Annotated in this window: 9 protein-coding genes; 7 read left to right on the top strand and 2 right to left on the bottom strand. The window is 64.0% G+C overall.

All coding sequences use genetic code 11. The features are described from left to right. Positions 1–172 precede the first annotated feature (172 nt). Positions 173–295 carry a hypothetical protein gene (locus tag AC07VM_RS16980; RefSeq protein ID WP_494912372.1) on the top strand — a complete coding sequence of 41 codons (123 nt, stop codon included), beginning with the start codon at positions 173–175 and terminating at the stop codon, positions 293–295. Between the two features lie 28 nt (positions 296–323). Here AC07VM_RS16980 and AC07VM_RS16975 read toward each other — a convergent pair whose 3' ends face one another. Together AC07VM_RS16975 and AC07VM_RS16970 are read right to left on the bottom strand one after the other, a co-directional pair. Further along, a complete protein-coding gene (locus AC07VM_RS16975) occupies positions 324–707 on the bottom strand; it encodes a hypothetical protein (protein WP_494912371.1) in 384 nt (127 codons plus the stop codon). Next, positions 704–1,489, bottom strand: a complete 786-nt coding sequence (locus tag AC07VM_RS16970; protein WP_494912369.1) for a metallophosphoesterase family protein — start codon at positions 1,487–1,489, stop codon at positions 704–706. The genes AC07VM_RS16975 and AC07VM_RS16970 overlap by 4 nt, the downstream gene beginning before the upstream one ends. A gap of 674 nt (positions 1,490–2,163) precedes the next feature. Between AC07VM_RS16970 and AC07VM_RS16965 the strand changes: the two genes are divergently transcribed. The 6 genes from AC07VM_RS16965 to AC07VM_RS16940 all read left to right on the top strand — a co-directional run bounded on the left by AC07VM_RS16965 (position 2,164) and on the right by AC07VM_RS16940 (position 12,949). Then, positions 2,164–2,448, top strand: a complete 285-nt coding sequence (locus AC07VM_RS16965) for a helix-turn-helix transcriptional regulator (protein WP_494912368.1) — start codon at positions 2,164–2,166, stop codon at positions 2,446–2,448. A 654-nt stretch (positions 2,449–3,102) separates the two neighbouring features. Beyond that, complete coding sequence (locus tag AC07VM_RS16960) at positions 3,103–5,037, top strand: ATP-dependent nuclease (protein ID WP_494912366.1); 1,935 nt, start codon at positions 3,103–3,105, stop codon at positions 5,035–5,037. Then, the gene (locus AC07VM_RS16955; protein ID WP_494912365.1) at positions 5,034–6,689 is read left to right on the top strand and encodes a UvrD-helicase domain-containing protein; all 1,656 of its coding nucleotides are present in this window, start codon (positions 5,034–5,036) and stop codon (positions 6,687–6,689) included. Before AC07VM_RS16960 ends, AC07VM_RS16955 begins: the two co-directional genes overlap by 4 nt. Before the next feature lie 94 nt (positions 6,690–6,783). Further along, entirely contained in the window at positions 6,784–8,592 is a 1,809-nt protein-coding gene (locus tag AC07VM_RS16950) for a serine/threonine-protein kinase (protein WP_494912363.1), read from the top strand. A gap of 229 nt (positions 8,593–8,821) precedes the next feature. After that, positions 8,822–9,955 (top strand): AAA family ATPase, encoded by a 1,134-nt coding sequence (locus AC07VM_RS16945; RefSeq protein WP_494912362.1) that lies wholly within the window; start codon positions 8,822–8,824, stop codon positions 9,953–9,955. Between the two features lie 102 nt (positions 9,956–10,057). Continuing rightward, positions 10,058–12,949, top strand: a complete 2,892-nt coding sequence (locus tag AC07VM_RS16940; protein WP_494912361.1) for an HAD-IC family P-type ATPase — start codon at positions 10,058–10,060, stop codon at positions 12,947–12,949. Positions 12,950–12,962 lie beyond the last annotated feature (13 nt).

Here is a 12,962-nt window from a genome sequence, read left to right as displayed (position 1 = left end):
CACACTCTGCGGTGGTCTCGCTCTGCTACTCGAAGGGACTCGCCCAGTCCTGCCCCGACTGCCGGTCGACTGCCGGCGGGATAGGCGCTCATCGCGAGTGCGGCTCCGCTCAACGTGAAGTTGCCCGTTGTTAGGACAGGATGGGCGCGAATCGGATAACCATTACCTGCGCTTGCGCGCGCAGACCGTCTACGCGCCCGACGCCGAAACCGCCGATAAGGCGCTCATCGCGAAGGCCGCCTTCTTCGAAGGGATCGGCATCAGGGTCAATCTCGTCGGCGACGCGGCGGTCTGATCCCGAGATCTCTTAGCGACAGGAGGTCTTAACTGCTCCATGCTGCGGCAGCGTGCCGGGCATCGCGGAGCACACCCTCGATATGTCCGGCTCGGAGCTGTTCGATGGCGCTGGGTGCTTCCTCGCCTGTCTCGTCGTCGACTCGCGTGTTGAGCCACTGTGCCCACGTCCATGTCGACCTGGTCCCAGGGCTCAGCACGCGAAGGACTTCGCTGACCCCGTCGATAATTCGCCCATCCTCGATCTGAAAGGCGGGGTAGAGGAGCACGTTGTCGTGTGTTTCAAGCTCGAGGAGCGAGAGGGATACAGCGGCCGCCGTCACCCGATCTGGGGTCCAGTCGAGAACGCGGGCAATGGACGCCGCTGTGTAACAGGGGCCGATGATCTGGTCCCAGGGGTTCGAGTCGGTCATCGCCCTGCCGCTTCCCGAATCTGACGCAGCGACGGCGTCTCGATGCGCAGCGTGCGCATGTCGAGGATTCCCAGGTTCCCCTGTTGCCCGTCCTGGCCGAGGCTTGTCACACGGAGTCCGTGCTCGGTCTGACCACCGCCTGGGGCATGCATGTGACCGTGAATCAGGAGCTCCGGGTACACGATGTTCCACACCTTCGCCACCCGAGCGCGCGACGTGGCCGAGTCCCGGATGGCGTCATCAGGGAATCCCATCGGGTTGGTTCGCAGGATCTCCTGCACCACGCGGACAGGCGTCCCAGCTGGCGGCTCGTGCGTGAGCATGACGTCCGCTGGACCGCCGGCGATGGCCGCCTTCACATGCTCGCTGGTGATCTCCTCGTCCTTCCAATAGCTAACGCCTTCTTGCCGCCACGCCCTGTCGACGGACACTGCGCCCCCTAGCGACAGCACGCTCCGGTCGCCGATGGTCAGACGGCCAGGTCTCGGCAGCAACCATGTGATCCTCGAGACCCGTACGGCGGCGCCGGGGTGGGCATCGAGCAACGGCGTGACCTGGTTCCACTTTTCGTGGTTGCCGAGGGTCACGTAGATGCGCTCGATACCAGTTCCTTCAAGAGCCTCGTCGGTCGTGTCGGGATCCATCGCCCAATCGCCGAGCTGCAGGATGGTGGTGACGTCCGGTGCGAGCGTTTGGATCGCCCTGGCGACGATGTCCAGCCATCGGAAGTTGCCGTGGACGTCGCCGACGACGGCTACGCGCTCGTCAGGCAGCGCAATCATTGATGCGACCTCGCGGGCGTTTAGCGGTGGTGGTGTCCGCACGATTCAGCTCCAAACCGTGGCTTGCGGTGGGCGAGTCTCATCGCGACCTCGCGGCCTGGCGCGCTCGTGACCGTTCTCTGAAGGTGGGTCCGACTCTGAGGCTGCGCTCCACCCCTGGATCCCAGCTGATCCATCCACCTCGCTTCCATTGAATGGCGACGTGGAGACGGAACGCGTGGTGGATGGTGGCGCGGACGGGATAGGTGAGGCCGGTCGGCCACTCAGGGTGCAGCGGCTCGTCTCGAAACAACTCAGAGAAGACCTCCGAGAAAGTCGGGCCGCGTCCGGTGCGGCGCCGGACGCGCGCGATGAAGATGGCGGCGGCGAGCCCCAGCTCATCTGACCGCTCGTCGTCGGTGAGCGCGTTGAACGCCTCAATCCAAGCATCGGGAGCTTCGACCTCCGTGGCACTCCACCAGATCGGTCGGGGATCAGTCACTGCTACTCAACAATCAGGGTCGACCGGAACGGGACCTACGCATCGAGGCGACCCGGAGCCGATGCGCAGCGGCACACGTGCAGGTCGAGACGCGCGGAGCGCCTGTCGATGGAGTGAATGTTTCGTATGGCTGTGGAAATTATGCCACATGAGAAAGGCCATACACCCGCGCCTTTCCCGAAAGGCTTGGTTGGTGGTTCGGAAGACAGCAGGCTCGAGCGAAGGATGGCGTGAGTTTGCCGTCGAACTCGGCCGCCAGATTCGCCGCTTCCGCGTGGAGAAGGACCTTTCCCAGGAGGCGCTCGCGTTTCGCGCGGGACTCACGCGCTTCACGGTTCAACGGTATGAAGCAGGTGAAGGTCAGACAGGTTCCCCGGCCAATCCTTCCTTGCGGACCATCGTGGCGCTGGCGCAGGTGCTAGATGTTCGGCTGGAGGAGCTCCTTCCCGCGAACCAGCCGGATGTCACGACCCGATAGTTCGCTCGTCGGAGCACTCTGGAGGGATGAGGTGATCCCTCGGCAGAATCTCGACGTTGGAGCAAGCGATGGCCACCCGAGCACGGAGGGCACGCCTTCTGTCGCTGAGGCCCCGTTGTCGAACGACGTGTCGACTACTCGGAAAGGACCGGGGCACGACATGCCCAGGTGGGCTGCCGACAATCAGTTTCCCACCGGGGGAGTCTGAGCCTCACCGTCGCGGGGCTGGCGTACCGGACCGGGTCATCCAAGGACCAGTTTCGTCAGCCGTCGCCACAGAGGTTGGTGGGCTTGACATGGTTGCCGAGGGCCGTCATCGCAAGACGTTGAGCTAAGCGTTCGAACCCGTCACTCCCGATGGCGGTGCAGTCGTGGTCCACACACTCATCTTGTTAGTTGCGGGCCAGCCGCGCTTCTTCTCGACAAGTCAGAGCGGTTTGACCGGCACGGCGCGTAACGCATTCTGGTGACGGTGACGGTGACGGTCGCAGCGGCGTTGCGGTCGCGCCGCGCTATGCGCGCACTATCGAGGAATCCGGCTGCTTGCATCCGGGATGGGACACGCCATTGTGTGCCGCGCCGCTCGATAGGGCTACCAGTATTTCACTCCGCGATACGGTTTCGACGACAGCAACACAGATGCAGGGGGATGCGGTGCACCTGAAGAATGTTCGACTTTCGAACTTCCAGGCCTTCGGGCCGACGCCAGAAGAGATCTCGTTTGAGACGATTACATACGTTCTCGGACCTAATGGGGCTGGGAAGACGACTGTCCTCGAGGCACTGTCGCGGCTCTTCTCGCCCATCGCCGCTCAACGACGGGTCGAGGCGCTCGACTTTCATGTACCGATGACCAAGCCTGACGCCGAGGAGGTCGATCCGCCAACATTGTGGATCGAAGCTGACTTCGAGTTCCCGGAGGCGGGCGACGAGGAGTTGCATCCCTCGGTGCCGCCCTTCTTCGCACACATGTCCTTGATCACGGCCGATGGTCCTCCCGCGATGCGCGTCAGATTGACGGCAACGTTGGAGCCTGACGGTAACGTTGTCGAACAGATCGACTACGTGCTCGACGCAGACGACGATGGCGTTCCCTTGCGAACTGCGCGCATGTCGCGGACAGACCGCGCCCATATTGAAGTGCATTATCTTCCGGCCAGGCGCGACCCATCGGAGCAGATTTCCTATGCCTCCGCGACTCTTCTGGGGCGCACACTCCGGGCTGCGACCTGGACGGCGGAGAAAGAACTGCTCGCCGAACTGACGGAGCGGATCACTGACACCCTCGCCGGCAACGCGGCAGTCGCCAGCATTGGAGTCCAACTAGCTGCAGACTGGGTCAAGCTTCATCGTGGCGACTTCTTCAAGGACCCTGCGCTGGCTTTTGGGTCGAAGGACATCGAGAGCGCGTTGCGGCAGCTGACCCTTCGGTTCACTCCGGGCCATGGCTCCGACTCCTTGCAGTTTGAACGCCTCAGCGACGGCCAGAAATCGCTGCTGTACATCTCCCTCGTCCTGGCGTGGCAGGCCGTGGGCCGCAAGGTGCTGCAGGGCAAGGACGCGTCCGTCGACGTCAATCGACTACGCCCTCCCGTGCACACGATCTTCGCGATTGAAGAGCCAGAGAACAGCCTCGCTCCGCAGTACCTCGGACGCATCATGCGGAGCATCCGCGCAGCCTGCGACTTCGGTGACGCCCAAGGTGTTGTTGCGACCCACGCGCCTGCGATGCTCCGCCGGACGCGACCCGAGTCCATCCGCTATCTACGGCTCAATGAGCGGCGCGAGACAACTGTTCGCAGTATCGCTATGCCAGAGAAGGACAGTGACGCGGCGAAGTTCGTGCGAGAAGCAGTCGAAGCATACCCGGAGCTCTATTTCGCCCGTCTCGTTGTGCTCGGGGAAGGAGACAGCGAGCAGATTGTGCTCCCACGGATTCTTGCAGCTGCAGGCATTGCCGAAGATGATGCGTCAGTCACCGTGGTCCCGCTGGGAGGACGGCATGTCAATCACTTCTGGCGGCTGCTGGACGGTCTCGATATTCCCTACGTAACTCTGCTCGACCTCGACTGCGCCCGCTATCAGGGAGGGTGGGGGAGAGTGACCTACGCATTCGAACAGGTCAACAAGGTGCGACCTGAGACGTTCTCGCAAGAGAAGTTGGACTGGATACCGAAGTGGAACGCCGACGAGGAGTTCCCGGTGCTCGACCAGGAGGGGTATTCGGCCAACCGCTCACCGATTGCGTATCTCGAGGCAGAAAACGTGTTCTTCTCGAACCCACTCGATCTCGATCTGATGATGATGGAGTCCTACCCAGAGGCGTACGAAGGAACCGCCGCGACGCCCACCGAATCTCAGCTTAAGGCAGTACTAGGGAAGTCACGCGCCAACGTCGGCCGTCTGCCTGAGCCCGCTTTGAAACTCCTCGGCAGCTACCACCAGCACTTCAAGCTCAGCAGCAAGCCCGTCGCACACATTGCAGCCCTTGCCCTTCTTGACGATGGCGGTCTGATGGACGGACTCCCTCCGGTCCTAGACCGGCTCGTATCCAGAGTGCGCAACCTGCTGGAAGCGGTACCCGAATGAGCACCGCGCTGCAGTGGTCCCCGGCGGACGGTGTTCTTCTCGAGCCCAACGCATTGAAAGCGGTGACTACGGTCGACCGGCACGTCATCGTCACAGCGGGTCCAGGAGCCGGAAAGACGGAGCTGCTTGCTCAGCGCGCCGATTTCTTGCTTCGCACCGGGAACTGTGAGTATCCGCGGCGGATCCTCGCGATCTCGTTCAAGGTCGACGCGGCCCGAAACCTTCGCGAACGAGTCAAGCGACGCGTAGGTTCCCAGCTTGCAACCCGACTCGATAGCTTCACTTTCCACGCCTTCGCTAAGCGACTGGTCGACAACTATCGGGAGGCGTTGACCGGGGAGTTCGGACTCGACGCCGACTACCAGATCGATACGAAGACGCGCACGGCGCGACGTCAGATTACTTTCGACGATCTCGTTCCGTTCGGCGGAGAGGTGCTGCAGAGCGCACCTTTCGCTCTACAGGCCCTCCGCCAAACGTACAGTCATGTCTTCTTGGATGAGTTCCAGGATTCAACGCGCGCACAGTACTCCCTCGTCAAGGAAGCGTTTCTGTCCTCGGATGCCAAGATCACGGCCGTCGGCGACGGCAAGCAGCGCATCATGGCGTGGGCCGGCGCCGTCGAGGGCATCATGCAGGAGGCCTCTGCAGATTTCGACGCAGACGTGCTTGAGTTGCGTCAAAATCACCGATCTGCGCCAAGGCTGCGACGCATGCAGAACCGGATGATTGCCGTGATGGAGCCGGGTGCCGAGGTCTCCATCGAGGAGTTACAGGGTGACGAGGGCACCATTCAGCGACTTGACTATGGGAACGACCTCGAGGAAGCCGACGCGCTGGCCGAACTCATCAGCGACTGGATCGACGATGGTGTCCCCGTCGCCGAGATCGTGGTCCTCGTCAGGCAATGGCCCGATCTGTTTGCGGCGCCGTTGATTGATGCGCTGGGTGTGCGAGACATTCCGGCTCTGGTTGATGGTGAGCACCAGAAGCTCGTTGCGGACCCGGCGGCCGCACTCATCTTCAACTTCGTGCGCGTAGTCGTGAGCTCACGGCAACCCGGCGCGTACGCGGAGTTGATGCAGGTGTTCGACCTGTTCGATGAGAACGACGAAGCCGCTCTTCGTCGCGACCGCGACGTCAAGAAGTTCCTCGCAACGGCTTCCGCCGCAGTGCGGGAGGAGAGCTGGGACTCGGAGCGTTGGCCGCAGCTCATTCAAGACTTTCTGAGTCTGGTCTCCGCTCCGGTTCTGAGAGGCTTGTCCTCGTCCTATCTTCGAGGGGACGAGCTTCAGACGTCGATTGACGACGCAATACACGCACTACTTGAAGCCATTGCGGAAACCGGAGGCGAGGAGTCCGCTCTCGCACGACTCTCCGGTGTCGACGCGGTCCGCGTTCTCACCATCCACAAGTCCAAGGGACTGGAGTTCGAGAAGGTCGTGATGCTGGCGACGGAGGAGGAGACGCACTGGGGAGGACGGCGGGAGGCAGAGTGCATCTTTTTCGTCGGAATCTCCCGCGCGAAGACTGAGCTTGTGATGACTACTGCTCGACACCGCCCAACACCCGTGGGCCTCGCAGGACGAGGACGCTGGGACGAGTATCGGCGTCGGCATGGGCGTTTCTTGTCATTCGCCGACGAGGAGTAGCAACGTGTCGCTAGAACACTTCTCTCGGCGGTCCAGTCGGCATCGAGGAGGTCTAATCCCTCTCCGAGATAAGGACCTCAAGTAGCTTGAGTGTATGAAGAAGCGCCAGGTTCAAGTAGTTGCCGCAGTCGACTACAGGCTCGAAGCAGAGCTCGGTCGAGGCGGCGCAGCCGAAGTCTGGAGTGCGCGATCCGCTGCCGATGATCGGTTGTACGCACTGAAGCGGATCGCGAAAGACGCTAAGAGCGGCACGCGCAACCAGCGATTCCGAAACGAGATTGCGTACGGGCTCAGGGCTAATCACCCGAACGTCGTCAAGATTCATTCGCAGTCGGAGGACGGCGATGCTTTCTACTATGTCATGGACCTCTACCAGGCCACACTCCAGGACGTCATTGAAACTGAGGCCGATTTCGAAGTTCTTCTCGATTATGCGATCCAACTATGCGATGCTCTCGCATACGTTCATGGTGAGGGTATCGTTCATCGAGACATCAAACCCCAAAACATATTGGTCGATACCGCTGCTCGTCGACCTGTATTAGCTGACTTCGGAATCGCAAGGTTCAAGAACTGGGCGCTCACGAAGCGCGGCGATCTGCTCGCGAACCGAAATTACCTAGCACCCGAACAAATGGCTCGGCGTGATCCGGACACCATCGGTGAACCAGCTGACGTATTTGCCCTCGGCCTCATCATCGTGGAGCTTTTCACAAAGCAGAACCCCCAGGGTGCTCGGCCAAAACGGATCGCCGACGACTACCCGTTCCTTTCTGACATTGATCTCCTGGCTCAGCAAATGATGCTCCAAGATGAAACCCAGAGAATTGGCATTGGAGCCGCGCGCGACTCTCTGCTGATCGTTCGAGGTCAGATTCGCAACGAGACCGAAGTGATCGCCCAGGAACTTCGACCGGGAAAGAGTGTGCGAAAGCGCTACAAAACAGAGTATCCGGGAGTTCTCGGGCAAGCCGCCAGGGACGTTCTTTCTGCTAGGTATATCCTAGAGCGGTCGTCGGTCGCTGAATTGAACCAATACAACTCGAACTATCATTGCGAAATCTCCTACACGGTCACTACGGAGCTATTTAACATCTGCGCTCAATCAAGAATCTACGATATCTCGAAGCGTGTCTTCGACAATGAGAGTGTCGGGTTTATGTCGGCGACCGGACTGCACGAGATCTCTTCCGCGGAGAAGGACCGCCTACAGCTTAAATTCGAGTCACTGTTATCGGAGTACCCGTTGCCGAGACGATCTGTCTGGGAGGGACTGCCTCGACGTTCGGCGCAGTTGTTTCGCTTCTGTAAGACGTATCACTGCGAGGAGATTCTCTCTGAAGTGCAACGCGAGATGGCGGAACAAGGTCCTCTGCGCTTCAATTTGCAGGACGCACCTGTCCTATGGATCGCCCAGAGTGTCCGCCGCTACCTCGGTATGAGCCCTATCGAACTTGACCAGTTTGCGCTCCGGGAGATCGAATTCGAACGACAAGTTTCGGTGCTTTGGGAGTCGAGTCTGCCGGTGGACCCGGAACGGGTCTTGACCGGAAGAAGCTTGATTTCAGCGACTACGGACGCCGATGAGGTTAAGCAGTTGCTCGCGATTCTCGCGAACCAGTGGTCGGTTTCGACTGGTGAGCGAGTCGACTCCAAGTTCTCGGTTCACTTCAGGTCGCGGGCAGAGTACGAGCGTTTCAAAGCCGAGGCGCTTCGGATCGCTTCGCCGTATGACTCATTCGAGGGTGACGTGCGGGACCTCCTACGGCCCGTCGCACAGCATGATGACCTCGTCGCGCTGGTGTGGGATCGAGAGTACGACATCCGCAGTACCTTGGCGAAGGTCCTCGGACAACGGGAGATCTCCAATTATCCGACTGCCGCCGCAAGAGCCCGTACGTAGTCTCTGCCGAGGAAGACAGGGCCAGTCCGGCGGAAGTGTCTCATCGGATGAGGATCTCGTCGCGCACGCTACTCGTTCAGATGAGACATAAGACACCCCATAAGCGATTCTTCCGGTCACCCAGCCGTTGTCACAGTGAGAAGCCCCGTGCTCCTCGACGGTCGTCGAGAAGTGCGGGGCTTCTTGCATGCCCGGGGCCGCTGTTCACACCACCGCTATGCTGCACCGGATGGATCTTCTCCGACTCGCAGGCGCACCGGGCGTGGGCAAGTCGACGACGGCATGGGCCGCAGCGCGGCGCATCGCCGCCGACGGCGCGGCATCCGGTTACATCGACACGGATCAGCTGGGCATGTGCTATCCCGCTCCGGACCATGATGCGGATCGGTGGGCGCTCAAGGAACGCGCGCTGGCGGCTCTCGCCCACGAGTTCCGGCGGGCGGGTGTGGATCGGCTGGTGGTCTCCGGAGTCGCCTGGCCGGACGACCCGCCACCCCTGATCGATGGTGTCTCCGTGCGGTCACTGTGGCTCGACGCCTCGGAGGCCACGCGCCGCCGACGCCTCGCCGTTCGGGGGAGCAGCGAAGAGCAGCTCGCGCAGATGCTCTCCGCAGGCACCGCGGAGGCCGCGCGGGTGAACCTTGCGTGGGAGCGCCTCGGCACCGACGGCCTCTCCGCATCGCAGACCGTCGACGAGGTGCTCGCACGATGGCGGCCGAGCCCACCGATCTCGCTGAGCCCATCGAGCCCATCGAGCCCACCGCGGGCTCCTCGCCCCGAGTCCGTGCCCGGCGGGGCACGTCGAGCGCGGGCGGCGGATCGAGTGCTGTGGATCACCGGTCCGCGATTGGCGGGTGTCTCTCGCATCGGCTGGGAGATCGTGACCCGGGAGTGGAGCGCGGGGCGGCGCACGGGATTCATCGATCTCGCGCAGCTGTCGTTCGTGTGGAACGTCGACGGGCCGGCGCCCCTGGCGAACCTCGTCTGCCTGCACGCGGCGTTCCGTGAGGTCGGTGCCGACCTCTTCGTGATCGTGGCGCCCCTCGATGTCGGACCGGAGGCCGTGCGTGCGGCCCTGCCGGACTCCGAGGTGTCATTCGCGCGGGTCGTGCCCTCCGCCGCTGATGTCCGCCGGCATGCGCTGTTCCGGCAGCGGGGAGACGGACCGGCCCTCGCCGGCGACGACGTCGTCGGTGCACCGGCGGCCGCGGTGGACACCATCCTCCAGACGTCCGACGCGCAATCGTCGTTGCCGCTGCGGGAGCACGAGGTCCCCGTCGTGACGGGAGGTCTCTCGCCCGGAGAGGCGGCTGCCGCGGTGCGGCGGTCGGCAGAGTGGCCGTCGGATTCGCGACAGCCCTGACCTGGGTGACCGCGGGTGCCCCGACGCCGATTCCGGGAACCGCCCGGTACGCGCCCCGACACCGGAGGCCCGGCGCCGAGGAGGGGACCTATATTGGGGTCTGTGGACGCGACCTCCGACACTCTCTCGACCGGTCTCACGGACGCGGAGGTCGCCGAGCGCGTCGCGTCCGGGAAGACGAACGCGTTCGCGGCGGATACGAGCCGGAGCGCGTGGAGCATCGTGCGCGCGAACGTCTTCACGCTGTTCAACGGGATCGTGTTCGCGTGCTTCCTCGTCCTGTTCCTCGTCGGTCGCTGGCAGGATGCGCTCTTCGGGCTCGCCGCCTTCGCCAACGCGATCATCGGGTGCATCCAGGAGTTCCGCGCGAAGTCCGCCCTCGATCGCCTCGCACTGATGAACGCACCGCGCGCTCTGGTCCGGAGGAACGGCGCCGAGGCGGAGGTCGCGCCGACGGACGTGGTGCTCGATGACGTGCTGGTGTTCCGGGCCGGCGAGCAGGTTCCGGCGGACGCGGTGATCCTCGCGGCGCGGGGACTCCAGATCGACGAGTCGATGCTCACCGGCGAGTCGGACCCCGTCGAGAAGCAGCCGGACGATGAGGCGCTGTCCGGCGCGGTGGTCGTGGCAGGGGAGGGGACCGCACGGGCGATCCGCGTGGGGGCGGACTCCTACGCCAACCGCTTCGCCGGAGAGGCCAAGCGCTTCTCTCTCGTGTCGAGCGAACTCCGCTCCTCGGTGAACCGGGTGCTGAAGTGGGTGAGCTGGGTGATCGGGCCGGTCGGGCTGCTCGTCCTGAACGCGCAGATCATCGTCACCGGGGGATACGCCACGGTGTTCTCCAGCGGCGCCTGGGTGCAGGCGGTGGTGAACACGATCGCCGCGCTGACCGCGATGATCCCGCTCGGCCTGGTGCTCATGACGAGCATCGCCTTCGCCGTGGGGGCCTCGAGGCTGGCGCGCAGGCAGGTGCTCGTCAACGAGCTCCCCGCCGTCGAGGGGCTGGCACGCGTCGACGTCGTCTGCCTCGACAAGACCGGCACCCTCACCGTGGGCGAGATCGGCTTCGACGCCGCTCACGACCTCGCCGGACTCGATGCCGAGCAGGAGCAGAGCGCAGCGGCGGCTCTGGCCTGGTACGCGGCGTCTCCGGACGCGAACGCGACCGCCCGATCGATGCGCACGGCGTATCCGGTCGCGTCTCCGCTCGTCGTCAGCGGCTACATCCCGTTCTCCTCCGCACGCAAGTGGAGCGCGGTGTCCTTCACCGGACTGCCGGGCACCTGGGTGATGGGGGCGCCGGAGATGGTGTTCGGCGACGCCGCGACATCGACGGACACCGAGCTCGGACGCACGGTCACCTCGCTCGCGGAGACCGGCCGCCGCACGCTGGTCCTCGGTCACTCGGAGCACGCCCTGTCCGAGGCCGACACCGAGGCCGAGCGCCTTCCCGACGGGGTCACGGCGATCATCGTCCTCACCTTCCGCGAGCAGGTGCGCCCGGATGCCGCGCAGACCCTGCAGTACTTCGCGCGCCAGCAGGTCGGCATCCGCATCATCTCCGGAGACAACCCGCGCACGGTGGCGGCCATCGCCCGCGAGGTCGGCATCGACGTCGCCGAGGGCTTCGACGCGCGGCGGCTTCCCGAGGACGACGCCGAGCTCGCAGACGTGCTCGATCGGGAGACGGTGTTCGGGCGGGTCACACCCGAGCAGAAGAAGCGCATGGTCACCGCGCTGCAGAGCCACGGACACACCGTCGCGATGACCGGTGACGGCGTCAACGACGCCCTGGCCATCAAGGCCGCGGACATCGGCATCGCGATGAACTCGGGCTCGCCGGCGACCAAGGCGGTGGCGCGACTGGTGCTGCTGGACGGACAGTTCTCGCACCTGCCGGACGTCGTGGCGGAGGGGCGCCAGGTCATCGCGAACATCGAGCGCGTGTCGATGCTGTTCCTCAACAAGACCGTGTACGCGACCCTGCTCGCGCTGATCTTCGGCGTGTTCGTGCTGGAGTTCCCGTTCCTGCCGCGTCAGCTGTCGATCACCGACGGGCTCACCATCGGCATCCCGGCGTTCTTCCTCGCGCTCATGCCGAATGCGGCCCGCTACGTCCCGGGATTCCTCCGCCGCTCGCTGAGCTTCGCGATCCCCTCGGGCATCGTCGTGGCGCTCGGCCTCACCTGGTACACCTTCGTCGCGCGGGGTCTCGGGGCCCATGAGGACCAGCTGCGCACCGGTGCGACCGTGATCCTCGCCGTCGTCGGCATCTGGGTGCTGGCCGTGCTCGCCCGACCGCTCAACCGGTTCAAGGTGCTCGTCGTGGGCGCGATGTTCGTCATGCTCATCGCGGTCTTCACGATCCCTCTCGCACGGCAGTTCTTCGTCCTCGTCGACCCCGGGGAGGACCTCGCGATCGCGCTCACCGGGATCACGATCGTCATGATCGCCGCGATCGAGATCGTGCGGCTGCTGCATCGTCGTCTCGTCCTGTCGGCACCGGCCGGACCGGCGTCGAGCCCGACAGTGTACGCAGCGCCCGCGCCCCGCCCGTCGGCTCCGTCGGCTCCCCGGGTCGCAGCCGCGGTCATCACCACCGCGGTGGCCGTGCTGGCGTACGTCTTCGGCATCCTCGCGATCGGGTTCGGGATCCTGATCTTCCTCGGTCGCTACGATCCGGACGTGAGCACGTCGACGTTCTCCCTCACGGGTGCGGCCATCGCGCTCTTCGGGCTGCTCGTGCTCGCCGTCGCGGCCGGGGTGCGCCGTGGCAGCGGGCTGTCACGTCTGATGCTCACGATCTTCCTCGGGCTCGCGATCCTGCTCAGCGCGCTCGTCCTCGTCCTCGGTGACCGGTGGGCCTGGGGAGCGGCGATCACCGCGGCGGTCGCGGCCCTCATCATCGTGCTGCTGTGGACGCCGCCGGTCGCGCGCGGTTTCGGGCGCATCCTCGACAGCTCCATGGGCTCCCGGGGCTCGTCGGGTTCGTGAGCCGCCTGATCAC

The sequence above is a fragment of the Microbacterium sp. GW821-FHT01D02 genome (assembly GCF_059422585.1).
This window is presented reverse-complemented; position numbering and strand designations above follow the sequence as displayed.